Origin of the sequence: Algoriphagus sp. AGSA1 (assembly GCF_021390545.1) — a bacterium.
GTDB lineage: Bacteria > Bacteroidota > Bacteroidia > Cytophagales > Cyclobacteriaceae > Algoriphagus.
The window spans coordinates 22,423-46,428 of sequence record NZ_JAJUWR010000034.1 but is presented as its reverse complement, the minus strand read 5'-3'; the positions used below and the strand labels follow the sequence as shown (position 1 = coordinate 46,428).

Sequence of the window (24,006 nt, the reverse complement as noted above, 5' to 3'; positions counted from 1 at the left end):
TTGGATATTCAGGAATACAGGAAGGTGTATAAAAACCTAGATCAACTGATATTGATCTTATTGATTTTAATATTGCCCATCTTTGGGCTAATTTATCTCTACCAATCCAGTGGTAATATTTCACAGGATCTTCCGGATTTACCTCTGGTCTTTGGACAGGTTTTATCAGGTGCGGGTATCGGGTTGATCCTGGCCCAGTATCTGCTCTTCAGAAAAAAAGTGAAAGCGGTATTCCTGACCGAGGATTTGTTGGCAAAATTGAAAATCTATGCACAGGCCACCCGGGAGCGATATTTGATTCTTTTTGTAGTGGGGCTGATATGCTCTGCAGGTTTGCTTTTTTTCGGGACTGCTATTTTCAATGTGATTTTCGCATTGGCCCTGTTCTTTTTTTCTATAGCCAAACCAACCCCTGACCGGATCAAAAAACTACTGAAACTGACTGCTGAAGATGCAGAGATTATAAGATTGGCGTCAAGGCCGGAGTAGTAAGTAGCTAGTATCAAGAACCGAGAGTCTAGAGTCAAAGGTTTTGGAATCAAGAAATTGGATCTAAGAGGCTAGTGGTTATTAGAATCTGACGGTAATGTTTGATTTAGAAATGTAATCATGTTTCTTAACCTGAGTTCGATTAATAAATGTGTAGAATTATTGCGGTTTAGAGAACCAGTGTGCTTGAATATGTAATCATCTGAAACCAATTTTGTTTTTCACGTGATCGCAATTTGTGTTTTTAATGCCACACAAATGATGAAAAACCCGAAGGGTTGCAACTATTCATAACCCTCGGCAAAGCCGGGGGCAGGCAGATAACAACAAACTTTACAGCCCAGCGAGGGGCGAAATCAGGTTCTACTTCAAAAAATCTTTCTTAATAAAAATATCGCCCTTTCAGGGCTAGTCAACTGCTTTATTTCCAGTGCCCTGCACTTCGTACAGGGTCATGAATAGTTTGGCTCCTTCGGAGCTGGTTTAGAAATAGAGTTGCTTCGTAATTTACAGAGCGAGAGGAGATTTAGACAGTAATATCACCTTATTGCAGCTTTATTTGCCTATTCCTTTTACCTAAAAAATCCGCGATAAAATTTGGATCCTTTTAAATAAACCAATTAGTTGTTTTTTTCAAATCGAACTCAGGTTTTTATAATTTCTTCTTCTAAAAGAGCTGGAAGCCCTAGGTACTTTGGCCCAGCTCGATAGGGCAGGGTAATTGTTTTACAGGATGTTAGAAGGTATGATTTACTGCGCTCTCTGTGTATTCCTTCGTGCTCCCCGTGGTTTTAAAGTACAAAAAAAGCCAACCCTTCAGGATTGGCCTTTTCGGATAATTATAGCTAATTAATTCTCAATGGTGATATTTCCGGAAGAAATAGACCCTTTTACCCATGCTGAAGCATCGTTGTTGATTTCTAGGTTTTTTCCTGTGTTGATTCCCCCTACTTTCAGATTGCCTGAAGACGCTCTCAGGGAGAAGTTGAAGTCTTTCAGATTGGATGGGGTCTGGATTTTAAAGTTGCCTGAAGTTCCGTTGAAATTGGTGTTCCCGCTCAATCCTGCATTGGAAGCCCGGATATTTCCAGAAGTGAATTTCATCTCTCCCAGGGAACCTATGTTGCTAAGCTTGGCATTTCCCGAGGTCAAGGCTACATTAAGCTGTCCCTTGATTCGGTCGCCAGAAAGAGATCCGCTGGTGGACTTGTAATCCACATTGCCTCCTACATTATTGATGTCTGCATTGCCAGAGGTGACCCCTGCTATGACATCTCCTGATACTTTATCGATATAAAGTGAACCTGAAGTCGCTTTGATGGTCAAGTCCCCTGAGATATTGGTGGCGCTGACTTTGCCGGAAGAAACCCTTAGGTTCGTTTTGTCCCCGACTACTTTGTCCACACTTATTTTGCCTGAGGAATTCTTCATGTCCAGATCCATATTCATTGGGCCGGTGATTTTGATATATCCCTTGTTCCTGGTATTTCCCCAAGAAGAATTTCTAGAACTGTGTTCGTAGGATATTTTCAAAACATCTCCTACGGTCACAAAAATAATGTCCTGGTTTTCGTCATTTGACTCCAGATATGCTTCTACATTCACATCCTGACCCGCACCTCCTACATAGGAGACATCCAGCCAGCCACCGCTCACCTCCACGGCTTTGATATTTGAGTAGTTCTTATTGGCATCTACCAATACTTTCTGTGCAAAGCTGACAACTGAGATCAGCATCATGGCCAAAGCCAAGGTTGATAATTTGAATAATTTTTTCATCTGTTTATATTTTAGTTTTTAATGGTCAGATAGCCTGTCCCGATTTTTCTTCGGGAGAATCTCGCATGGCTGATAATCATCTCTGTGTGTGTCGCTCTCGAAATGCTCGATTTCATAGAGGAGTTATTTATCTGATAGTGACTCCGAAGCTTATAGCTTGTACTTTAGGGCCTAGGTTTTCTTGGAAAAGATTGTTTAGATCGTAGTTGAAGAAAAGAGTGACGTCACTGACTCCAATCTCTGCTCTTGCACCGTAGCGGAAGTTTTCCACATACATGTTGGACTTCTCAAACTGTTTCTGTTTTTTGCCGTTTTCATCGTCATAGACGAATTTGCCACGTCCACCTATCCTCACTCCCGCATAGCCTCCCACACCAAAGCGTAATTTCTGATTATTGGATAGTAGAGTAGGGACTAGGGTGAAGTTTAGATAAGAAGCAGAGATTTTGGATTTGGTACCTGTTCCTGCACCGGTAAACTCATCCCAGACTATTCCATCTGGGGTTTTTACAGCGATCAGGCTTCTGTCTTCTAGTTTGAAATTGTACCAGTTTACCCCTAAACTTGAATAGAGATGGAAGTTTTTGGAGACTTTGGTGGTGCCTAAAATATTGATCGCATAATACCAGGATCCCCATGGTTTTACAGAAGGCATACGATCCGTGGGAGTGACCTGGTTGATACCAAGTTCTGTGTCCAAGCCTGCAGTAAATCTTTGTCTTTGATGAATGTCTTTGATTTTCACTTCATCAGCTTGCTCGATGTCTAAGATCCATTTTCCATCTTCTTTCTGCTGATAAGACCAGGTGTTTCCAAAGACCTTGATCACTTTGGTTTTGGTGTAAATTACTGTGTCGGGTTCGCCCTGAGCGAAAGCCTGGCTCAGCGTAAGGACAAACAACAGTAGCGGTAGTAGTATCGTCTTCATGGTGTAAAAGTTTTGATTGAGTCATGCTGGGCGTCCATCTACAGGTGTGAGGGAAGTCGAGGTCCATTTCGGCTTCCCGCCACGCTGAGGTATTCTGTGCTCCTATGACACGACTAGTGATGATGTTTTTTAAAATACTATCCCAAATGTGATAGGATTGAGTTCCGGTCCTTTGCCCTCCTGAAACAGCTCGTTCAAGTCATAGGTGGTAAAGAATTTCACTCTTCCTATTCCCAGTTCTCCCCTGATCCCGTACCTGAAATTTTGTAGGTAAAGTCCTGTGTCTTGCTTGTCTTTTTGGCGTCCTGACCCGTTCAGTTCACGATACACATACTTTGACTGGCCTCCAAGTCTATACCCCGCATACGGCCCTGCCGCTAGGCGTACCCCACGGCGGCCATTGTCATTCATTTTGCCAAAGTCAAGTTCCAGCATGGTTATCGCGGTGAGGTAAGAAGCGGATATTTTACTTTTGAATCCATCCACGTCAGTGCGTTGGATAAAGTCTATAGCTTCATCACCTCTTATGGCCTGAAAGTCCCGGTTTTCAAATTTGAAGTTGTAGAATTGGAAACCAAGTCCAAAGTCCCAGTAGAAGCCTTTGGAGATCCGTTGTGCGGCCATCCAATTGACCCCTACATTCCAGCTTCCCCATCCTTTCACCGCATAAGGCTCGTTGGAAGTCGGGAATTTGCCGTTTTCAAGGTAATTGTTTACCCCCAGATCAAGGTTGAAGTAGGTTCTGAAGGGAGGATCACTCCGTCTTTTTAGTCCTGGTTCGAAACGGACTTTGGTGTTTTCACCGGTTTCGTCCACCAAGAGACGCATGCCACCTATGTACACTTCTGTTTCCGCTCCGTTTTCGGTTACTTTTACCACCTGCTTGGAACTCCCGTCCTTTCTTTTTATCTCCACTATGGTTGTTTCACCGCTATCTGCATCCTCTTCCAAGTCTAGTTCACGGATGATCTGATTGATATTCATCAGCTTTAGTTTTTCAAAGTCTTCTTTGCTGTCCACTTTGATGACTATTTTTCCGGATTTTCCGAATTCTACCACCACGCTATCACTGGATACGGTGTGGCCGATGGATGGCATATTCCCGGCAAACCCAAGTTGCACGATAGCCATCAGGCAAAATAATAGAAGGTATTTTTTCATGTGTTTATAATTGTTTTTCAATGGTCACATGGAATCTCGCATAGTAGATGATCATCTCTATGTGTGTCGCCTGCGACATGCTCGATTTCATTGTAGGTTCGATTTAAAGGAATTGGGATTTATTTCCCGGCTTTGGATTTTCGTGTGGTAATGCTGGCAAATAGATTGTTCTTTGCATCCTGCAGGTCTGCAAATCCCTGATCTACTTTGCCTAATAATCCTTCCACTTCGTTAACAGTTTTGCCGATTTCGGCGATGATGTTTTTATCTTTCGGTTCTTCTTTTAGCCCATTGGAGTAGATTTTTACTGTATAACCTGGCTCTGGATCAGTGGGCTGAACTACTTCGGCTACTGCTTTTTCCATGGCCAAGTCAGGTAATTCCAATTCACCGATTTCCGGCGCCAGCACTTCTATTTTTGGCAGGTCTGTCTTTTCAGTTGTTTCCTGTTTCAGGTCTTTCTTCACTTCATTCATTGCGACCAGATTGTTGGGGGTGGTTGACTGAGGTAGTAGGCTCTTGGAAGTAGTATCTGCTGGTTTTACTGAAGGCGTTGTAGTAATTGGTTTAGTTTTCAATTCCTCAGTTTCTGGCTGATCTTCAGTTCCCTTTAATTGCTTTTCAGATTGTTCTATTGGTGTAGTTTCAGTTTGGGTAGAAGGTTCTGACAGTCCTTCAGTTTTATTGTCCGCCAGAATTGGCTTTTCCACAGATACCTCTCCTTCTTTCAAAACCAAGTATCCCACGGTGAAAAGGATGGTGAGGGAGGCAGCGGCTGCCCACCAGAACCCCTTGTTGGATTTGGATTTTTGTGGCAACTGAGATTCCAATCTTTCCCAGGCCAGTGTGCTTGGTTTTTCTGTATGGTTTTCCAATTTTTCTTTGAAAAACTGATCCAGATTATTTTTTTCCTTAGCCATTGATTCTCCTTTCTTTTGGTGTTTGACTGGCGATTTTTTCCTTCAGCGTATTCCTCGCCCGATTGAGCTGGGATTTAGAAGTGCTTTCTGTTATCCCCAAGAGATCCGCTATCTCTTGGTGAGAGAAACCTTCGATTGCATAGAGATTGAAGACTGTCCTGTATCCCACAGGGAGGCTTTCTACCATTCTCATCAGATCCTCGGTTTCCATATGATTGAGCTCATAGTTGTGATCCTTATATTCCGTCTCATTTTCCATGTTGATTTCCATCATCAGGTGACGGTGACTTCTTAATGTCATGAGCGCTTGGGTCACGATGATGCGTTTCATCCATCCTTCGAAACTGCCCTTGGCCTGAAATTGAGGGAGTTTTTCAAAGATTTTCATAAATCCCTCTATCATCACATCTTCGGCATGTTCCCGGTCTTTTAAGTACCGGATGCAGATGGCCAAGAATTTTCCCGAATACTGGTCATACAGGTGGCGCTGTGCCATCCGGTCGCCTTTGAGGCATCCTTGTATTAATCCTGACTCGGTAGAAAAATTGACTCTGCTGAACATTTGAATTAGCTTTCAATTAGGTAGATGCCCCTCTGTAAAAAATGGTTGCGTGGCTTGGTGAAAAAAAGTTAATTATTTTTTTATAATGTATCGATTAAAGGCCGGGTGTTTTTGTAACTTGTTATAAACAAGTGTTTTGTGTGCTTAGGGTACGTTACGTTAAAGAGACTTTTATATTGTAGCCAAATTATGAATTAAAAAGAAAAGGTCTCCACATGAACATACTTATTGTCATGCGGAGACCTTCTGTCCTTACGCAAGTGTAAGAAATGATGAAAATCTTTAATTAGTATGCTGCCTTATAATTCACGACGATGTCCAACAATGTCCATTCCTTCTCTTTCACCGTGACCGGCTGTATATTTCCGTCCCCGTCGAAGACACTTGCAAAAAGACCGCCTTCTTCTACTGTCAGCAGGGAATATCTCCCGGGATTTAAGTTGAGGGAGTATTCCCCGTTCTCATCAGTTTCAGTCTCTGTAATAGGCTTCGCCGCCACGGATTTGAAAAGCCCATCTTCCAAGGTGACATCAGAGATTGTTATCAGGGGATATACCCTGACCGTTCTTTTCACGGGTTCTCCTACAATAGTTCTTTTATTTTTTTTTCCCTCTTCTAAAATCGTAGGCATTTGGTTGCCTTCGAGCCAAGTTACTTTTCCTACTACGCCTTGACCCTCAGGTTGGTAAGGGGCACAATGAGTAAGAAATAAGGTGAAAGCAGCGGCTACAAATACTAGTACTAGTTTGTTCATGGATAGATGGTTTAAGGCGAAGTGATGCAATGTTGGATTCATTTATTACTAAATTCCTTCAAACAGCATAAATGATTCCAAATAATTTGGGATGACTGTATTCCATCCCAATTCCTTTTTAAGTTTTTCTGCAAGCACTGAGGAACTCTTCTCTTCTCCATGGATCATAAAGGCCAGCTTTGGCTTTTCTGTGAATCCCTCGGCCCATTCTATCAGTTCATTTTGATCAGCATGGGCTGATAAACCCTCCACATTGTAAACTTTTGCTTTCACGGGAACCTCCTGGCCAAAAATCCTTATTTCAGATTCGCCGTTTACAATTCGTCTGCCCCTCGTCCCTTCCGCCTGATATCCTACGAAAACAACCCCGTTTCTTTCATTCGGCAGGTGATGCATCAAATGATGAAGTACACGACCACCTGTGGCCATTCCGCTGGCTGAGATAATTATAGCCTTTTCTTGAAGGTCATTCAGCATGCGGGACTGCTCCTGTTTGCGGACATAGTGGAGCCCAGAATGCTGAAATGGATGCTGGTCAGTATCCTCTAATACAGCTATCAATTGGTGGTCCTGATGAAATTCCCTGTAGAGTTGGGACACGTTTATAGCCATGGGTGAATCCAGGTAAATAGGCACATTCGGTATTTTTCCTTTTTTTATCAGCTGGTAGAGATAATACATGACCAGCTGGGTGCGGCCAACGGCAAACGCTGGAATGATCGCCAGTCCATCCCTGGAAAAAATATCATTTATTGCGCTTGCCAGCTCTTCTTCAGGCTTGACTGTAGGTGAAATCCGGTCTCCGTAGGTGGACTCAATCCAAACCACATCCGCTCCCGGGATGAGGGTAGGTGGGTACAGTAGGGGATCATGATGCCTACCCAAATCGCCTGAGAATACCAGTTTCTTGGTCTGAAGTTCTCCCTTGATCACTACCTTAGTAATGGCCGCGCCCAAGATATGACCGGCATGATAATAGGTCACTTCTACCGAGGGATGTATAGCAAAAGGGGTTTTGAATTCCTGAGGCTGAAAAAGGGGAAAAACCGCTTCTGCATCTTCCACGGTATAAAGTGGTTCAGGATTTTCGTGCCTGGAATAGCCTTTTTTCTTGGCGTATTCTGCTTCTTCCTCCTGAAGTTTTCCAGCGTCAAGGAGTAGGATTTTTGCAATTTCTGCCGTTGCTGCTGTACAGTAAATTGGTCCCGAAAATCCATCTTTGACCAACTTGGGAAGATAGCCGATATGATCCATATGTGCATGGGTGAGAACAACCGCTTCTATATCTTGGGGAGCCATGGGGAATTTATCCCAGTTTCTGCGGCGAAGTTCTTTTTTCCCCTGAAAAAGCCCACAATCGATAAGGAATTCAAAATCTCCCAAGTCCAATAAATAGCGGGAACCTGTCACAGATCCTGCAGCTCCTAAAAATTTCACTCTAACGTCCATACGCTTTTGGTTTAGCCCAAAAGATACAAAAAAAAGGCACCCTTTCGGATGCCTTCAAGTTTTAGTCCAATACAGCTGATGAGTCTTGTTTGTTTTCATTAAACTTTACTCTGCTGATACTGTCGAGCTGTTCCCTGTTGTATTCTCCGGTATCGGGCGCCTCCACTTCAAAATTAACTCCCTCGGATAGCCCTTCTTCCGCCCCTTTCTTTACTTCATCCTTACATGTCAAACATACCAAACCTTGTCTGTTGAATGTCCAGATCGTATTTTGGGATAGGTCACTGGATTTATATCCATTTCTGTAAATCGTGTTTCTTAGAATTTCAAGAAGGGAACGTTCCATGATAAAGGGCTTCTCGTAAGGAACCTGAAGGAAAAGATTCAGCTTTTGATCCCGGAATTTATCAATGTTGGAGATGTCATATCCTTCATCAAAGATGATTACGGAATCCAATACTGAATAATTATATCCTATCATTTTGGCATTGTTCATTGCTTCTGCCTTGGTTTTTCCTCTGGAGAAGAATTCCTCACGGAGCGTCACCAATGAATCCGAAGTGCCTTCTAGTTTAAGATTGACATGGTTAAAGGTGGATTCTTCCCCGACAGGGTTAAGCCTCAGGGTCATTATGCCCTTAGAGACGGGCAGAGTTTGTTCTATTTTATGCCAGTTTTCTTCTTTGAACTGAGCCACAATCAGTGGAATCTGGAAGGCACTTATACCAACGCACAATAACCATAATCCCAGTGCTACAAAACCGAATCTTGCTCCGATAAGGTTTTTTTGCATCAACACGCTCAACCCAAGCAAGATGATAATGATCCCCGGTATGATCAGCAGAAATGAGGCGCCGACTACCAACCATATAGATACTAGGTTGGAGAAGAGCTCCACTGGGAAATTGTCCATCAGTATCCTGTAATCATCGTTGGTAAATATGCCCATGTATATAGCCAGACTGAAGATAGGGGTAATGGTGAGTCCCAAACCGATAAAGAAAACGAATAAGCCGAAAATCACACGGATCACGTTTAGAAATAGTCTTCCCAACGGCCCCAATGCACTCCCTATTGCTTCGATTATCTGGCCGATTACCCGAAACGGAGTGAGGAGGATCTGTCTGGTCTTGGACTCAGGGGCTTTTGGAATGGGATTGATATTTTCCTTGATCGTAGAATCAATATTATCTAAGGTGATTTCCCCGCCTTTCATTCGGATACGCTCAGTGATAGAGCTTGCTACCGGAGTGATGATCCAGAGGATCAGATAGATTAGAAACCCTGATCCTCCGGCCAAAATCAATAGCACTAAGGCCAACCGGGTATAGATCACCTCCACGCCGAAATATGCCGCCAAACCACTTGCTACCCCACCTATTACTTTATCGTCAGGATTGCGGTATAGTTTTTTAATGTTTTTATCCTCTTCGATTTCATAAGATACAGGCAGTATTATCCACAGGACAATGTAAGCCACTGCGGCAAATAGCCCAAAACTCAGGTTGAGTCTAAAGTTGTCGAATGGCCAGATGTCCATAAATCCAAAATTGAACCTAAGGTTGCCGGAAAACAGCAATAGGATAGCTATCAGCCTGGTCCATAAGGGATCTATGGTGAAGTAATGCGCTATACCAGCGCATACCCCTCCGAGGATTTTTCGGTTTTCGAGGCGCATTAGCTTTTTATAGCCTTTTTTGCCCGCATCCGGAGGTGTCACATATTTATAGAAGTCCTGCTCATGGGCAGTGTTTTCCTCCTCATCCTCCAATATTGCCTTTTCCTCTTCCACAGAGGCAAAATCCGCAATTGTGCCCATTTTCTCAATGAGCTTGTCCACGTTTTCTGCTGTGATCACCTGCTTGTTGTTTTTCAGGTTGCTAAGGAAAATCTCCGCAATACGGTTTTCTATATCAGAAATGATTTCCTGGTTGTCTTTATAGGAAGAAAAGTGCCGGTTGATCGCATCCAAGTATTTGCGGAGCGTGTCATACCCGTCTTCTTCGATGTGGAAAAGAATCCCACTGATGTTTATGCTTATCGTCTTTTTCATCTGGTTTTAATTTTCTGTTCAAAGGCCACATAGCCTGTCCCGTCCACCGCGGCGGATCGGAAAATCCCTGCCTGCCGCAGGCAGGTCGCATTTCCAATAATCTTCCCCACGTGTATTGTCTGTAGCATGCCCGATTTCATGATCAATTCTTTGAGGTGATTAGAAGGGTGGAATTGACCAATGATTTCCATGTGGTGGAAAGCGTACTTAGAAAATCCTTGCCTGCTTCAGTAATTGAGTAGTACTTCCTGGGAGGGCCGGATTCAGATTCCACCCAACGGTATTCTACCAAGGAGGCAGACTTCAGACGGTTGAGTAGGGGATACAGTGTGCCTTCTACCACGATCATCTGCGCCTGGGTGAGCTCTTCGATCAGATCAGAGGTATAAACTTCGCCCCGGGATATGATATGCAAAACGCAAAACTCCAGGAGCCCTTTGCGCATTTGAATCTGTGTGTTGGCGACATTCATTTCTTAGGTGATTAGGTGTTTTTTTCTTAAGGAATATGACTTCCCTTCCTCCTTTATCAGAGAAAAATTATACCAATCTTTTCCAAGCTACCTTGTATAACCTAATTCCATGCGATAAACAGGTAGTAGGTAATATAAAATCAAAAGAAAAACCTCCTTGATTCATCATTGGACGTGATTTTGGGGGCTGGACATAAAGAGAAAAAATAAATCCTGTCCTATTGCTTAATTTTTGGATACAGGAAAATGTTAAATTACTGAACATGTTTGTGTACGATGGCGGACATGGAACAGGGGGGTTGTGTAAGTAATTTCCCCTTCATTATATATAGGTTTGATAAAATGGTTTATTTTGGATTGTGAAATATAGAATCAGTGGCCGATTTTTTATTTGTATTGTTCTGCTGTTTAGTTGGGCAGAGCGACTCTTTGCGCAGGATCTAGCACCCAAGTATTCCAATGAATTTTTAAGCATTGGGGTAGGGGCAAAAGCTTTAGGGATGGGAGGAGCACAGGTGTCTGCGGTACGTGATGTTACCGCTGCCTACTGGAATCCCGCTGCGCTGATGGGGGTACAGCATAAATACGAATTTAGCCTTATGCACTCGGAGTATTTCGCCGGGGTGGCCCAATACGATTACTTGTCTTTTACCACTCCTATCAAAGATCAAAGCCAGGTAGCAGTTTCCTTGATACGTTTTGGAGTGGATGATATTCCTGATACAAGATTTCTGTATGATGCCAATGGAGCTTTGAATTATAACAATATCCAGTTCTTCAATGCTGCGGACTATGCATTGCTTTTGAGCTATGCACGTGACCTTTCTGACAAATTCAAAGTGGGGATGAACGCCAAAGTCATTCACCGGAATGTGGGAAAATTCGCTCAGGCATGGGGATTTGGGCTGGATGTGGGGGGGATTTACATCAAAGATAAACTGACGATCGGGCTGATGCTAAGGGATATTACGACCACCTTCAATGCCTGGTCACACAATGCCGAACTGGTCAGGGATATCTATGCACAGACCGACAATGAAATTCCCGTCAATTCTGTAGAACTTACCCTTCCCAGAGCTATTCCAAGTATGGCTTATAGTTTTCAGTTCGGGAAACAGTTTAGTCTTCTGACCACCTTGGACTTGGAAATGACCTTTGATGGGCAGAGAAATACAGTGATCAGTACCCCTTTAGTAAGCATAGATCCAAGGATAGGCCTGGAAGCAGGTTTTCAGAATATAGCTTTTCTTCGGGCTGGAATCGGCAATTTTCAATACATCAAGGATTTTCAAGGAAAGGAAAGCCTGAACATGCAACCCAGCATGGGGATCGGTGTATTCATCAGTGAGCGCTTTCAGATCGACTATGCACTCACCGACATCGGAAATGTCTCGGAAACACCCTATTCCCATGTATTCAGTGTAAAAGTAAGTTTGGAGAAACTGGAAGCTGATTTTAGGAAATATAAAAGCTGGACAGACTAATGATAAAAAATCTACTCTTCGCTTTTCTGATATTCCTGTCCTCTACCGGATTGATACTAGGCCAGCAGCCTGTTTGGTATAATTACAACCAGACCTATTACAAAATCCCCACAGCCACAGATGGCATCCACCGCATTCCTGCAGCATCTCTTAGTAGCTCCGGAATCAATTTGAGCACCATAGATCCTCGAAATATCCGTCTCTATCATCGAGGCGTAGAAGTCGCTATCCATGTAGAAGGAGAGACTGACGGAAGGCTGGATCCGGAAGATTACATAGAATTCTTCGGAAGGCGGAATGACGGGACGCTGGATAAGCTACTCTATACTGACTTTGATCAGATTCCCAATCCCTATTTCAACACTACCTCGGACACCACGGCTTTTTTTCTGACCATCTCAAATGGCGGGGGAGGCAAGCGTATGAACCTACGTACTGCTCCTGAGCCATCTTTGCTATTGACAACTACTTATGCATCAGAAAAATTACTGGCCCTAGGGGAACAGTACTCTTTGGGAATTTCCTATGCCTTGGGTTTTAGACTTTCTAAATATGATCAGGGACAGGGCTGGATGTCTTCAGTGGTTTCAAAGGGGAATACGAGACAGTTGACTTTCGAAAACTTGGGTGCAAAAGCAAATTCCGGTCAGGCAAAACTTGAAATCGGGCTGGTAGGCCGGTCTTTTAATGCACATGACACCAGGATTCTGGCTGGGCCTACTGCTGCAAACCAGCGTCTGATTACGACAGTTTCCAGTAAGGACTTTGAATATCCCCAGCTATCGTTGGATCTGAATATGAATGATTTCAATGCCGATGGGAGTATTGTAATCGGCGTGAATTCTGCAGGCCCGGAATCCACGGATAATATATCTGTCGCTTTCGCAAGGGTTACATTTCAGAAAACATTTAGTCCCGGGGATTTCAGCTCAGAGCTGTTTATTTCTCCTCCGGGCAATCAGAGAATCCAGCTTTCCCAATTGACGGACAGTTATACTGCGATTGAAGTTTCTGATACAGTCAATCCACAAAAAGTCCAGCTGAGTGGTACCGACCAAACCCGCTCTTTCAGGTCTGCGGTTCCCGGTGACTCCAGCAAAATCTGGGTTCAAAATGAGGCAGAGGTGATTTCGGTTTTGTCGCTTGAGCCGGTGAGATTCAGAAATTACCTGGCGCAGCCTGCCAACTACCTCATTGTAGGACATCAGGTGCTGGAGCAATCTACCGACAAGTTTGACAACCCGCTGAAAGCCTATGCGGCACATAGGGCTTCCCCGCTGGGCGGTGGTTTTGATACCTTGAGTGTGAAGGTAGAGGATTTGTACAATCAATTTTCGTATGGAGAATATACACCCTTGGCTATCTATGAATTTTTGAGGGCATATTATCCGGTTCACAAACCCACACATCTACTTTTAGCGGCAAGGTCATTGGCGATGTATTCCACCTCCCGGGTGAGCGGCATAACGTATTTTTATAGAAACAATCCGGATGCTTTCGGTTTTAGGGATTTGATTCCTGCAGGGGGATTTCCCTTCTCTGACAATAGTTATACTATCGGCCTTGATCCTTCCAAACCTGCAGTTCCTGCCTTGGCTGTCGGTAGAATTCCTGCCAAAAATTCACAGCATCTGGCGGACTACCTAAGCAAGGCTATAGAAAAAGACGCTGTTGGAATATCGGACTCCTGGCAAAAGGAAATCATCCATCTCAGTGGAGGTGTATCCGAATTCGAACTGGAGCGCTATTTTAATTTCATGAATGGTTTCAAGACCATTGCCGAGGGCCTATATCTTGGTGGAAAAGTGAATACTTATAGAAAAAGGTCAAATTCAACCGTGGAAGTAATCGATATCACGGGAGATCTGAATGAGGGAAGATCCATGCTTACTTTTTTTGGGCATGGAGCCCCTACGGTAATCGATATCGAGATCGGTTTTGCTTCGGATCCTACGCTGAATTACCAAAACAAAGGGAAATACCCCGTCATGCTCTTTAATGGTTGTGACTACGGAAGTGCCTTTGGCAATAGTTATACCCAAGGCGAAGACTGGGTGATCACTCCGGATAAAGGAGCCGTCTCAGTCCTTGCCAATTCGGCGATAGGGGTAGATGTATATCTGCGTAGGTACTCTGATATGTTTTATAGAAATGCCTTTGCCGACAGCACGCTGATTTACCGCACGCTGGGAGAAGTGAAGCGAGAAGCTGAGGAAGAATATGTGGAAGCGTACGGAACTAGCCCACTGTCATTTTCCCACATGGAGCAGATGATCAATTATGGGGATCCGGGAGTGCGGATTTTCCCTGCGGACAAGGCCGATTATGCCATTAAAGCAGAAGAAGTCTCGCTGGACAGTTTTGATGAAGTGCCTGTTTCCGTGCTTTCTGACAGTTTGAAATTAAGTTTTGTCCTGAGAAATATTGGCAGGGTAGATACAGACTCTATAGAATATAAAGTGACGCGAAGATTTGCTGATGGTACATCAGAATCTTTACCTCCGGTGAAAATCCCATACATTGCCCGATTAGATTCACTATTTTTCACCATCCCAAATACAGGACGTAATTCTGCCGGGGAAAACACCTTTACCATAGAGGTGAACCCTACCAAGGCGGTGAAGGAAATGACTTTTGCCAATAATTCGGTGACTTATACCAAGTTTGTCCCATTGAGTGGCACTTTGAACCTTTATCCTCTGGAATATGGAATAGTAAATGGGGCTGAGACTATATTAATGGCTCAGATTCCAGGCAAAAGCACCGAAGACCGCACGGTAATTATCCAGCTGGACACGACAGCATCTTTCAATTCTTCCTACCGCAGGGAAGTGCGGGTCACTACCCGGGGATTGGCTGAGATGAAGCTGCCTCTCACAGCATTTACAGACAGCACCACCTTTTACTGGCGATCTAAATATCAGGAAGCCAAGCCCGGTGAAACGGATGCCTGGACGAATTCCAGCTTTTCCTTTATCTCCTCCGGCCCGGATGGATGGACGCAGCGAACCAGCTATCAGCTGGGGGAAGATCAACTGACAAATCTGGAAATCAGGGAGTCGGACAGGAGCTGGAAGTACACAGAAATCCAGGAAAATGTGGAAGTATTTATTGTGGGGGCAGGAGTGGATTCGCTTTCATTCCGCAACACCCAGTTTTATCTCAACCAGATCCCCCAAATTATCGATAATGTGAACAATGCCAATAGCCGCTTGTGTCCAAATGGTTCACTTGGTCTGGTAGCTTTTGAGCAAAAAAGCCTGATGCCTTATCTGGCGATTCCGGTTCCGGGTTTTGATATTCTGGATTCCAGAGCCTGTGGACGAGTACCACAAATGATCCAGAGCATTCAAAATTCCCGGATTACCACACCCGGGCAGACCATGCTGGTAGAGTATGTCAATAATGTCCCAGAAGGGGATTATGTGGTGATTTTCTCAGTGGGCAATGTGACATTTGAAGCCTGGCCGGATATTGCAATAGAGAAATTGAAGGAATTTGGCGCCAGTGAAGCTACCTTGAGAGCGCTGAAGACGGGGGATCCCTACATTCTATATGGTAAAAAAGGCATGCGTCCTGGGGAGGCTATAGAAATAGTAGGGGACAAAACCATGGAAGTCCCGGCTTCCCAGCAGACACTTTCATTTGACACGGAGCTTACAGGGTATTTCACCTCTGGGATGATTCTGACGCCTAGAGTAGGCCCGGCCTCCTCTTGGGAGCGGTTTTTCCAGCATGTGAATACAAGGGACTGGATCAATGAAGAGGAGAGAACTTACTTTGATGTCATTGGTGTAAAAGAGAATGGGGAGGAAGACCTGCTGATAGGGAATACCTACGATAAGGAACTTGATCTGTCCTTTATCAACACAGCGACTTACCCTTACTTGAAACTGCGCTACAGCATGGATGACCCTGAGTCCACAGCTCCTGCACAGCTGGACAGGTGGCAGGTGAATTATACCGGGGTGCCGGAGGGAGTGTTGATCCTGAAATCAGCTAAAGATCAGGTCAATCTCCGGGAAGGGGAAGCTGGACTTTTGGAGCTACAGTTCAAGAATATTTCCAAATATAATTTCCTGGATTCGATTCAGGTGGATTGGAAAATGACCAATCTGAGCAGCAAGAAGGTGGAGGAGTTTTCAAAGAAATTTCCTGCGTTGAAAGCCGGTGAGTCATTTGATTTTACTGTTGAGTTCAATTCCATTGGCAAAACCGGGGAAAATAGTTTAGAGATTTTCGCCAACCCCAGAATTCAGCGGGAGCAGACGTTCCGCAACAATCAGGTGGATATGGGTACTTACTTTTTGGTCGAAGGGGATAATTCCACTGCCTTGCTGGATGTGAGCTTTGACGGATTATACATCATGGATGGGGATATAGTCTCACCCAATGTGATGATTACCGCATTGCTGAAAAATGAACAGACACTGCTGTATAAAAAAGACACGGTGGGATTGGATTTGTACCTGAAGCAAAACTGTGAAACCTGTGACTTCGAGCGCGTGAGTTTTTCCAATCCAAACCTGACTTGGACTCCCGCTTCGGAAGACGAGGACTTTAAGGTTTCCCTGGTTCCCGGGCCATTGGAAGATGGGATTTATACCCTTCGTGTGGCAAATGAAGATTCTTCCGAGCCGTATGAGATTACCTTTGAAGTGATCAATGAGTCCCAGATCACCAATTTCTACCCTTACCCGAATCCCTTCAGTACGGCTGTTCGCTTTGTCTTTACGGTGACGGGAATGGAAGTGCCGGATGAGATCAAGATCCAGATCATGACTGTGACTGGGAAGATTGTTCGGGAGATCTTGCAGTATGAGCTAGGTCCTATACGCATAGGAAACAACCTGACCGAATACGCCTGGGATGGCAAGGATGAATTTGGCGACCAGCTCGCGAACGGGGTCTATATCTACCGTGTGATGGTACGCAAAAACGGCCAGTTTATGGAGCATAGGCCAACTGCAGGGGACAAGGCATTCAAGAAGGGCTATGGGAAGATGTATTTGTTGAGGTAGGAGATATCATTTCCACATGCTCCCTATTAAGCAGACAGATGTAAATTGACTGAAGGATGATGGCCGGTTAAGAGGTCATGAAGTTGACCTCATTCACCTGAACAATGATAAGTTTAACCCTGTCATGTCAAAGGATGACTTAAAAGCGTTTGTCGTACATAGTCCTATTGACCCGCAGGGCATAGCCTATAATATTCAAAGTTAGTATATCATTAACTGCATATAATTATCTTTCAAAGATGCCCTTATCCTTGGTGGTTTGGTAATATGATGATCTTTGTTGCATAATATATTGCATCACGCTATGAATTGCCCAACACATACCTTTGAAGCACGGCTAGACATCATCGGCATCAATCCTTTTGTCTTTGTACCGGATGAAATCTTGCAGGATATTTTCATGCAGGCAGGTCGTGATAAAAGTCCCATTCCTGTTTGCAGCTCTATCAATGGGAGACCTTACCTTCAGACCTTAATGAAATACCAAGGCCATTGGCGGTTGTACGTCAACCTGGTCATGTTGGAAAATTCCCCAAAAAGAATAGGGGAAACCATAGAAGTTAGTATCCGCTTCGATCCAGAAAAACGAGAAGTTCCCATGCACCCCAAACTCAAGCGAGCATTGGATGAAAACCCGGCAGCCAAACTGGCCTTTGACCAACTTATCCCATCGAAACGAATGGAGATCCTGAAGTACATGTCTTACCTGAAAACCAATGCAAGCATAGAGAGAAATGTGGTGAAGGTGATCGCTAACTTATCTGAAAAATGATAGATCAGGAAAGCTGAATGGGGACATGGCGCCAACCGACTAGACAGCCTTGCCAACTTTTAAGTTGGCGAGGTGCGACTACGCCACGGCACACAAGTCTTACAACATCGTATGTACGGGTCTTCCCGATGAATCGGGAAGGCTGTAGCTCCCCTATATGCCGGCCTTTCTTCAACAAACCTGAAACTCCTGTAAGCGGGCCTCCCGCTAAGGAAATCTCTTCGCTCATTGGTAAATAATCCCTTAAATACTATCTTCATGAAAAAGATGTACAAGGGAAATCCGTCAGGAAGATGCTTACCGTTCGCACATATTGGCCAAAGGCCCTTTCACCCTTGATCAAATCATTCTGGTATCTAAAAGTTTCAGAAGATTTACGACAGCCCTATATCGAAGAGATTCTCCCTGACCTCCATCATGAGATGGTATTTCAGTTGAACGCTGCACAAACAAGAAAAAAGGCAGGTAGCTCAGATTGGGTTAAGGATCCGGAAACATACTTTGCAGGTCAAAACAGTAAAAGTTATAAAAACAAATTTTCCCCTGGGGCTGTGATCTATGGAATCAGATTCCACCCTCATACGCAGGCCTTGTTTTATAGTTTCCCGGCTGTCCTGAATACGGACAATCCAATTTCTATTGCCGATGTCACAAGTGGGGACATTCTACCAGGGTGTATCGCAGAATCTCCTGAAAAAACATTTGCGAACTTCGAAAAGGAACTCATTAAAAAGGCTTCCCGAATTCAGGGTGCTAATGCGCCTTTTCAATATGTAGATACTGTGATCAAGAAAATATTTGAGCAAAAAGGAAACATAAGGATTTCATCTCTTGAAAAAATCACGGGTGTGTCCGATAGGTATCTTGAAAAGACTTTTAAAAAATATGTCGGCTTAAGCCCAAAGCAGTTCTGCAACATGGTGAGGTTCAATCATTTTGTCCAGATCCGGAAAAAACATCCCGATATGCAGCTTACCGAGTGTGCCTATCAGGCAGAGTTCTATGATCAGTCCCATCTTATCCGTCAATCACACCTGATAACAGGCAAATCTCCAAAGGATCTTTTCTCCAATTCTGATCAAATCAATGAACACTTCCTGGGTGACTGACTAGTTCGGGTTTTTCCAATTTCCTGAATTCCACTCTTTCGAACTTTGTCATATAGAAACTGAAAAAACTACTATGACTAGATTAGAATCATTCGGTCAGGAAGATTTTGCTACGCTGATTTCATGGATTCACAGCAGGGAGCTACTGGTTACCATAGCGGGCGATGCTTTTTCATTTCCCTTAACCGAAGACCAACTGAAGAGCTACCTGAAAGACGAAAATAGCCGCTCATTCAAAGTTGTAGATGCATCGAGTAACGCCACCATCGGCCATGCCGAAATCCTGTTGTCTGGAGACGACATGTATAAAATTGACAAGTTCATTATTGGAGAGGTGTCAAACCGGGGAAAGGGAATTGGCCAGCAGGTGATCCGGGAACTACTTGCCTATTGCTTCACCATACTGAATGCCAAAGTTGTTGAACTCAATGTGTTTGACTGGAACATAGGCGGAATTCGATGTTACGAAAAGTGCGGATTCAAGTTAAATCCAGATAAGAAGTCAACTTTTCGAGTGGACGACGGGATCTGGGCGACACTTAATATGACCTTTGGGGAAGCTGAATGGGTAAATCATAAATGGCCAGAGACTGAAGCAATTTAACGCATGGCCGGGAGCAGGTGGCAGTGGAAGGAAGATACTTCATTGGGAGGAGAAGGAACATGCTGCTACAAACACAATCAAATGCTGTAAAACTGGTATCAAAATAGGTTCACATGAGAAAAATAATATTAAATCTTGCCGTAACACTAGACGGCTATATAGAGGGTCCAAACGGCGAAATTGACTGGCTGGGAATAGGTGGAGCCCCTGATGATTCCGGAGCGGAATCTCACTTCGATAAGTTCCTCGCATCAATTGACACGATATTTTTCGGAAGGGTAAGCTATGAAAAGTGGGGAGAGTATCAACCTGGAGAAAATGCATCACCGTCTGAAACGAAATTGTGGGAAGGAGTTCATAGCAAAAAGAAATACGTGTTTTCCAACTTATTGAAAACCAATGAAGTAAAGGCAGAACTGATAAGCTCGGATGTGCTAACCAAAGTTCAGGAGATCAAGAACCAGCCTGGTAAAGACATCTGGTTGTACGGTGGCTCAAGCTTAATCACCACCTTCATGAACCTGGGGCTTGTGGATAGCTACCTGCTTGCCGTATTCCCGGTGATTTTGGGTGAGGGAAAACCATTATTTACAAATATCAAGAACAGGGTTGGGTTGACCTTGAAGAATTCAACAGCCGGTTCCGGAGTATTGCTTTTGGAATATGAAACTAAAAGATAATGGAGGTATGTGGATACAAACATTCCTATCTGCCGGATATTTTCCTTGTGCCCAGCCCTCTTATCCGACTTCATAGCCCCACTGCATATGGTTTCCCGCCTAAGCGGGAAACCATATGCAGTGGGCGCAGACACCTCAGTCTGGTTTACTTCAGTGCATTCCTCAGGGCAAACCATGCCGCTATTGGCACACTTGCATGGCTTCGGGACAGCCTGTCCCGATTTTTATAGGCAACTCCTGCGCTTGAGTCTCTAGCACATCCAGTGCTCGTTTTTACGGGAGTTCTGTGCGAGGGTGAGGTGCAATTCCCTTCTCTGAGCCGTGGGATGCATTTAAAAACAAACTCTCTTATTAAAGTAATTTGTCTAAATATTTAAAATGAATTATCTTTATTTAAATTTTTGAAGTTTTTCTTAAATTAGAAGATAGGTTAATTATGAAATCATGAAAAACTTTAAAGCGGGCAGCTATATCAATCAAGGAACCTTTAAAAGCTTGATTCCTGAAGAGATAAATCGGGATTGGGTGCTTGATGACATGGAAGTGATAGCCCTATTAAGTCAGGCAGATAGACAACTTGGACGGCTTGACATGTACTCCGAGCACACTCCAAATATTGATTTGTTCATTTCAATGCACGTTGCAAAGGAAGCCATCAAATCAAGTAAAATTGAAGGCACAAAAACCAATATTGAAGAAGCACTGCAAGAAAGAGAAGAAATTAGGGAAGAACAACGGGACGATTGGGAAGAAGTTCAGAATTACATTAATGCCCTCAATTCAGCAATCAAGTCACTTGATGAATTGCCCATATCATCCAGGCTTATCAAAATGGCCCATAAAGTCCTTCTTCAAGGAGTTCGTGGAAAACACAAAATACCCGGACAATTCAGAACAAGTCAAAACTGGATAGGAGGAGCATCAATTGCTGATGCCACATTTATCCCACCACCTCACCAAGAGGTCGCTCGATTAATGGGGGATTTGGAAAAATTTTCGCACAACACAGAAATTAGGTTGCCTCATTTATTAAGAATTGCCATAATACATTATCAGTTTGAAACGATTCATCCCTTTTTAGATGGCAATGGGCGTGTTGGTCGTCTTTTAATCACTCTCTACTTAGTTGAAAAAGGGATTTTAAAGAAACCAGTCCTTTACTTGTCCGACTTCTTCGAGAGGAACAGACAATTGTATTACGACAACTTAATGAAAGTAAGATCCTCAAACGATATCAAACAATGGTTTAAATTCTTTCTCGTAGGAATTATTGAAACTGCTAAGGGAAGTATAGTGACTTTCGATAGCATCATGAAACTTCAAAAAGAAGTGGACATGAAAATTCAAGGTTTAGGTGCAAGAACAAGCAACGCAAGGGCGGTTATCAATCAACTCTATTTACGACCACTTATCACCGTTCAAAAAGTCGCTGACCTAACAGAACTTTCACTTCCATCGGCTTACAAGCTAGTGAGTGAACTTGAACATCTCGGAATTCTTAAGGAAATTACAGGAGCGAAAAGAGGGAAACAATATTGGTTTGATGAATATATCGGGCTATTTAAATAATGTGATTATCCGCAATGATGCCAGTAACCCTATTCTCTTTGCTTTACTGGACGGAAGACCGAAGACGGGTGACCGAAGTGGCCTTGACGCTGGTGTTTTCCGAATCCTATGATGCTTTTATTGTTTTACTGGCAGAAAAGCGGATATACATATTAAATAAAAAAACGTATCCCAAACACAACCTTGGATATAATATGCTTACTTTATTTTAATAATTATCAAAAACTTTATGAGCTACTTAGAAGCAACCCATGACTTATATAAAGACGCAGCCTTAACACCAAATATTGGGCTTTGCTGTACCACCAATCCAATTTGGGAATTGCCAGGCTTAAAGATTCCGAAAATAATGCAACAAATGAATTATGGTTGCGGGAGTACTATAAATGCGCGTGATTTAACGAACAACCCAAAAATCCTATATGTTGGCGTTGGTGGTGGGATGGAATTATTACAATTTTCTTACTTCTCTCGTCAGAGAGGAGGAGTGGTGGGTATTGATGTGGTAGATGAAATGCTGGAAGCATCTCGTAAAAATCTTGTAGAGGCCGAAGAAATGAACCCTTGGTTTAATAGTGAATTCGTTGAACTCAAGAAGGGAGATGCATTAAACTTACCTGTAGCCGATAATTCTATTGATGTTGCTGCGCAGAACTGCCTGTTTAATATCTTCAAAGAAGCTGATCTCAAACGGGCATTAGATGAGATGTATCGTGTGTTGAAGCCACACGGGAGGTTGGTAATGAGTGACCCGACTTGTGAGCAACCTATGAACGAAACACTAAGAAATGATGAACGCCTACGTGCGCTTTGCTTGAGCGGAAGCCTTCCAATAAATGACTATGTAAAAGCCTTGACCGATGCTGGCTTTGGTACCATTGAGATTAGGGCTCGCAAACCCTATAGGATACTTGACCCTAAAAATTACCCAACAGAGGAATTGATATATATTGAAAGCATTGAAGTTGCAGCCATTAAAGACCCGGTGCTGCCAGACGGTGCTTGTGTATTTACCGGAAAAGCGGCAATTTATTACGGAGATGAAGAATACTTCGATGATAAAAAAGGACATGTTTTAATGAAAAACCAACCCTTGGCTATTTGTGATAAAACAGCTAGGCAGTTTAAAGAGTTGGGCAGGGATGATATTTATATTTCTGAATCCACCTTTCATTACGATGGTGGAGGCTGTTGTTAAGTATACGATTGAAAACCAAATCCAGAGGAAAAAATATATTGTAATCTTATAAAACGTTCCTACAAGTGAGATATTTAAGGGCTTTTCAAGACTCTCAACATTGGTAAAGGGCAGAGGATCAACTAGACTGATTACCGAAAGCCATTCGAATGTGTAATTATAGGTGAGGAATTTCACGGAAGAGTGTTTTAGCTGATAATATAATGGAAGAAATAAGTAAAACTACCCTTAATTACCTTATTGATCGCATCAAGGAAATTGTTGAAACAGGTCGTGCCCATATTGCGCAAACCATTAATTCAACCATTACGGCCTCCTATTGGAATGTAGGAAAAGTAATTATGGAAGAAGTGCTTGATAACAAAAGAGCTGTCTATGGTGAAGAAGTAATTAAAAAACTTTCCCAACAGCTCACACAAGAATATGGAAAGGGATGGAGTACGAAATAATTGCAACATTGTCTCCGCTTTGCAGAGACTTTTCCGGATGAAGCAATTGTCTCCGCACTGTGGAGACAATTATCCTGGTCACATTTTAAGATCTTCCTTCTAGTTAAACAATGAAAATAGCTATTGGGATATCGTATGTGATTTTTTTTTATTTTCCCCGACATAATTATAAATCTCCCACTTTAGCGTAATCTAGGTATAGAGCTAGGTTTAAACTGATGAATTGTAGTTAGACTTTAATCCAACCAAACCCCCAACTCAAGAAAATGAACCAAGAAAAATTAGCTGCTTTCACTGACCAAGAATTGCTGGAAGAAGCAAAAAAAAGTAAGACCACAAAGATTTATGATGCCGTGATTTTCGGTGTGCTGATCGGCATTGCAATTTATAGCACCGTTAGCAATGGCTTTGGCTTGTTGACTTTTCTTCCTGTGGTCTATTTGCCTATTGCTGCTAAGAACAAGCTCAAAAAATCAGAGTTGGAAAAAGCTTTACAAGAGAGAAACTTAAAATAGGGAATGGTGATACCTTTAGTAGTCGTCAAACCTACCTC

At 43.2% G+C, this 24,006-nt stretch carries 23 protein-coding genes; 12 read left to right on the top strand and 11 right to left on the bottom strand.

The genetic code is table 11. The annotated features are described in order from the left end of the window. Complete coding sequence (locus LZF95_RS21830; RefSeq protein WP_233757377.1) at positions 1–489, top strand: hypothetical protein; 489 nt, start codon at positions 1–3, stop codon at positions 487–489. Positions 490–1,338: 849 nt separating this feature from the next. On the opposite strand, the gene LZF95_RS21825 is transcribed toward LZF95_RS21830, so the two are convergent. The 10 genes from LZF95_RS21825 to LZF95_RS21785 all read right to left on the bottom strand — a co-directional run bounded on the left by LZF95_RS21825 (position 1,339) and on the right by LZF95_RS21785 (position 10,567). Then, positions 1,339–2,268, bottom strand: coding sequence for a DUF4097 family beta strand repeat-containing protein (locus tag LZF95_RS21825; protein ID WP_233757375.1), 930 nt, complete (start codon positions 2,266–2,268; stop codon positions 1,339–1,341). Positions 2,269–2,395: 127 nt separating this feature from the next. Then, positions 2,396–3,196 carry a hypothetical protein gene (locus LZF95_RS21820; protein WP_233757373.1) on the bottom strand — a complete coding sequence of 267 codons (801 nt, stop codon included), beginning with the start codon at positions 3,194–3,196 and terminating at the stop codon, positions 2,396–2,398. A 129-nt stretch (positions 3,197–3,325) separates the two neighbouring features. After that, positions 3,326–4,357, bottom strand: a complete 1,032-nt coding sequence (locus LZF95_RS21815; protein ID WP_233757372.1) for an outer membrane beta-barrel protein — start codon at positions 4,355–4,357, stop codon at positions 3,326–3,328. Positions 4,358–4,476: 119 nt separating this feature from the next. Then, positions 4,477–5,277, bottom strand: coding sequence for a hypothetical protein (locus LZF95_RS21810; RefSeq protein ID WP_233757371.1), 801 nt, complete (start codon positions 5,275–5,277; stop codon positions 4,477–4,479). Beyond that, positions 5,270–5,839: an RNA polymerase sigma factor gene (locus tag LZF95_RS21805; RefSeq protein ID WP_233757370.1), complete on the bottom strand. Its 570-nt coding sequence runs from the start codon at positions 5,837–5,839 to the stop codon at positions 5,270–5,272. Before LZF95_RS21805 ends, LZF95_RS21810 begins: the two co-directional genes overlap by 8 nt. A 286-nt stretch (positions 5,840–6,125) precedes the next feature. Continuing rightward, the gene (locus LZF95_RS21800) at positions 6,126–6,593 is read right to left on the bottom strand and encodes a carboxypeptidase regulatory-like domain-containing protein (protein WP_233757369.1); all 468 of its coding nucleotides are present in this window, start codon (positions 6,591–6,593) and stop codon (positions 6,126–6,128) included. Positions 6,594–6,641: 48 nt separating this feature from the next. After that, positions 6,642–8,042 carry an MBL fold metallo-hydrolase RNA specificity domain-containing protein gene (locus tag LZF95_RS21795; RefSeq protein WP_233757368.1) on the bottom strand — a complete coding sequence of 467 codons (1,401 nt, stop codon included), beginning with the start codon at positions 8,040–8,042 and terminating at the stop codon, positions 6,642–6,644. Positions 8,043–8,103: 61 nt separating this feature from the next. Further along, positions 8,104–10,095 (bottom strand): PspC domain-containing protein, encoded by a 1,992-nt coding sequence (locus tag LZF95_RS21790; protein WP_233757367.1) that lies wholly within the window; start codon positions 10,093–10,095, stop codon positions 8,104–8,106. Beyond that, positions 10,092–10,223, bottom strand: coding sequence for a hypothetical protein (locus LZF95_RS27620; protein ID WP_262912304.1), 132 nt, complete (start codon positions 10,221–10,223; stop codon positions 10,092–10,094). The genes LZF95_RS21790 and LZF95_RS27620 overlap by 4 nt, the downstream gene beginning before the upstream one ends. A 14-nt stretch (positions 10,224–10,237) precedes the next feature. Continuing rightward, entirely contained in the window at positions 10,238–10,567 is a 330-nt protein-coding gene (locus LZF95_RS21785; RefSeq protein WP_233757366.1) for a PadR family transcriptional regulator, read from the bottom strand. A 395-nt stretch (positions 10,568–10,962) separates the two neighbouring features. Here LZF95_RS21785 and LZF95_RS21780 point away from each other — a divergent pair, with 395 nt between their 5' ends. The 3 genes from LZF95_RS21780 to LZF95_RS21770 all read left to right on the top strand — a co-directional run bounded on the left by LZF95_RS21780 (position 10,963) and on the right by LZF95_RS21770 (position 17,844). Continuing rightward, positions 10,963–12,051, top strand: coding sequence for a PorV/PorQ family protein (locus LZF95_RS21780; protein ID WP_233757388.1), 1,089 nt, complete (start codon positions 10,963–10,965; stop codon positions 12,049–12,051). Further along, on the top strand, positions 12,051–17,072 hold the full coding sequence (locus LZF95_RS21775; protein WP_233757364.1) for a C25 family cysteine peptidase: 5,022 nt from the start codon (positions 12,051–12,053) through the stop codon (positions 17,070–17,072). Before LZF95_RS21780 ends, LZF95_RS21775 begins: the two co-directional genes overlap by 1 nt. A gap of 304 nt (positions 17,073–17,376) precedes the next feature. Continuing rightward, on the top strand, positions 17,377–17,844 hold the full coding sequence (locus LZF95_RS21770; protein WP_233757363.1) for a YdeI/OmpD-associated family protein: 468 nt from the start codon (positions 17,377–17,379) through the stop codon (positions 17,842–17,844). A 4-nt stretch (positions 17,845–17,848) separates the two neighbouring features. Here the strand turns inward: LZF95_RS21770 and LZF95_RS21765 are convergent, their stop codons facing one another. Next, positions 17,849–18,073: a hypothetical protein gene (locus tag LZF95_RS21765; RefSeq protein WP_233757361.1), complete on the bottom strand. Its 225-nt coding sequence runs from the start codon at positions 18,071–18,073 to the stop codon at positions 17,849–17,851. A gap of 64 nt (positions 18,074–18,137) precedes the next feature. On the opposite strand from LZF95_RS21765, the gene LZF95_RS21760 reads away from it, so the two are divergent. The 8 genes from LZF95_RS21760 (at position 18,138) to LZF95_RS21725 (ending at position 23,968) form a co-directional block, all read left to right on the top strand. Continuing rightward, positions 18,138–18,953: a helix-turn-helix domain-containing protein gene (locus LZF95_RS21760; RefSeq protein ID WP_306422391.1), complete on the top strand. Its 816-nt coding sequence runs from the start codon at positions 18,138–18,140 to the stop codon at positions 18,951–18,953. Between the two features lie 73 nt (positions 18,954–19,026). Beyond that, positions 19,027–19,557: a GNAT family N-acetyltransferase gene (locus LZF95_RS21755; RefSeq protein ID WP_233757358.1), complete on the top strand. Its 531-nt coding sequence runs from the start codon at positions 19,027–19,029 to the stop codon at positions 19,555–19,557. A 113-nt stretch (positions 19,558–19,670) separates the two neighbouring features. Then, on the top strand, positions 19,671–20,237 hold the full coding sequence (locus LZF95_RS21750) for a dihydrofolate reductase family protein (protein ID WP_233757356.1): 567 nt from the start codon (positions 19,671–19,673) through the stop codon (positions 20,235–20,237). 444 nt (positions 20,238–20,681) lie between these two features. Continuing rightward, the gene (locus LZF95_RS21745) at positions 20,682–21,806 is read left to right on the top strand and encodes a Fic family protein (protein ID WP_233757355.1); all 1,125 of its coding nucleotides are present in this window, start codon (positions 20,682–20,684) and stop codon (positions 21,804–21,806) included. A 14-nt stretch (positions 21,807–21,820) separates the two neighbouring features. Then, the gene (locus tag LZF95_RS21740) at positions 21,821–22,018 is read left to right on the top strand and encodes a hypothetical protein (protein WP_233757354.1); all 198 of its coding nucleotides are present in this window, start codon (positions 21,821–21,823) and stop codon (positions 22,016–22,018) included. A gap of 17 nt (positions 22,019–22,035) precedes the next feature. Continuing rightward, on the top strand, positions 22,036–23,004 hold the full coding sequence (gene arsM, locus LZF95_RS21735; RefSeq protein ID WP_233757353.1) for an arsenosugar biosynthesis arsenite methyltransferase ArsM: 969 nt from the start codon (positions 22,036–22,038) through the stop codon (positions 23,002–23,004). A gap of 203 nt (positions 23,005–23,207) precedes the next feature. Continuing rightward, positions 23,208–23,453 carry a DUF1016 N-terminal domain-containing protein gene (locus tag LZF95_RS21730; RefSeq protein ID WP_233757352.1) on the top strand — a complete coding sequence of 82 codons (246 nt, stop codon included), beginning with the start codon at positions 23,208–23,210 and terminating at the stop codon, positions 23,451–23,453. A 266-nt stretch (positions 23,454–23,719) separates the two neighbouring features. Further along, positions 23,720–23,968 carry an FUSC family protein gene (locus tag LZF95_RS21725; protein WP_233757351.1) on the top strand — a complete coding sequence of 83 codons (249 nt, stop codon included), beginning with the start codon at positions 23,720–23,722 and terminating at the stop codon, positions 23,966–23,968. Positions 23,969–24,006 lie beyond the last annotated feature (38 nt).

Coding starts and splice junctions, on each gene's coding strand:
- LZF95_RS21825 (WP_233757375.1), bottom strand. CDS start 2,268: ATGAAAAAATTATTCAAATTATCAACCTTGGCTTTGGCCATGATGCTG.
- LZF95_RS21820 (WP_233757373.1), bottom strand. CDS start 3,196: ATGAAGACGATACTACTACCGCTACTGTTGTTTGTCCTTACGCTGAGC.
- LZF95_RS21815 (WP_233757372.1), bottom strand. CDS start 4,357: ATGAAAAAATACCTTCTATTATTTTGCCTGATGGCTATCGTGCAACTT.
- LZF95_RS21810 (WP_233757371.1), bottom strand. CDS start 5,277: ATGGCTAAGGAAAAAAATAATCTGGATCAGTTTTTCAAAGAAAAATTG.
- LZF95_RS21805 (WP_233757370.1), bottom strand. CDS start 5,839: ATGTTCAGCAGAGTCAATTTTTCTACCGAGTCAGGATTAATACAAGGA.
- LZF95_RS21800 (WP_233757369.1), bottom strand. CDS start 6,593: ATGAACAAACTAGTACTAGTATTTGTAGCCGCTGCTTTCACCTTATTT.
- LZF95_RS21795 (WP_233757368.1), bottom strand. CDS start 8,042: ATGGACGTTAGAGTGAAATTTTTAGGAGCTGCAGGATCTGTGACAGGT.
- LZF95_RS21790 (WP_233757367.1), bottom strand. CDS start 10,095: ATGAAAAAGACGATAAGCATAAACATCAGTGGGATTCTTTTCCACATC.
- LZF95_RS27620 (WP_262912304.1), bottom strand. CDS start 10,223: ATGCTACAGACAATACACGTGGGGAAGATTATTGGAAATGCGACCTGC.
- LZF95_RS21785 (WP_233757366.1), bottom strand. CDS start 10,567: ATGAATGTCGCCAACACACAGATTCAAATGCGCAAAGGGCTCCTGGAG.
- LZF95_RS21775 (WP_233757364.1), top strand. CDS start 12,051: ATGATAAAAAATCTACTCTTCGCTTTTCTGATATTCCTGTCCTCTACC.
- LZF95_RS21770 (WP_233757363.1), top strand. CDS start 17,377: ATGAATTGCCCAACACATACCTTTGAAGCACGGCTAGACATCATCGGC.
- LZF95_RS21765 (WP_233757361.1), bottom strand. CDS start 18,073: ATGAGCGAAGAGATTTCCTTAGCGGGAGGCCCGCTTACAGGAGTTTCA.
- LZF95_RS21760 (WP_306422391.1), top strand. CDS start 18,138: ATGCTTACCGTTCGCACATATTGGCCAAAGGCCCTTTCACCCTTGATC.
- LZF95_RS21755 (WP_233757358.1), top strand. CDS start 19,027: ATGACTAGATTAGAATCATTCGGTCAGGAAGATTTTGCTACGCTGATT.
- LZF95_RS21750 (WP_233757356.1), top strand. CDS start 19,671: ATGAGAAAAATAATATTAAATCTTGCCGTAACACTAGACGGCTATATA.
- LZF95_RS21745 (WP_233757355.1), top strand. CDS start 20,682: ATGAAAAACTTTAAAGCGGGCAGCTATATCAATCAAGGAACCTTTAAA.
- LZF95_RS21740 (WP_233757354.1), top strand. CDS start 21,821: ATGATGCCAGTAACCCTATTCTCTTTGCTTTACTGGACGGAAGACCGA.
- arsM (WP_233757353.1), top strand. CDS start 22,036: ATGAGCTACTTAGAAGCAACCCATGACTTATATAAAGACGCAGCCTTA.
- LZF95_RS21730 (WP_233757352.1), top strand. CDS start 23,208: ATGGAAGAAATAAGTAAAACTACCCTTAATTACCTTATTGATCGCATC.
- LZF95_RS21725 (WP_233757351.1), top strand. CDS start 23,720: ATGAACCAAGAAAAATTAGCTGCTTTCACTGACCAAGAATTGCTGGAA.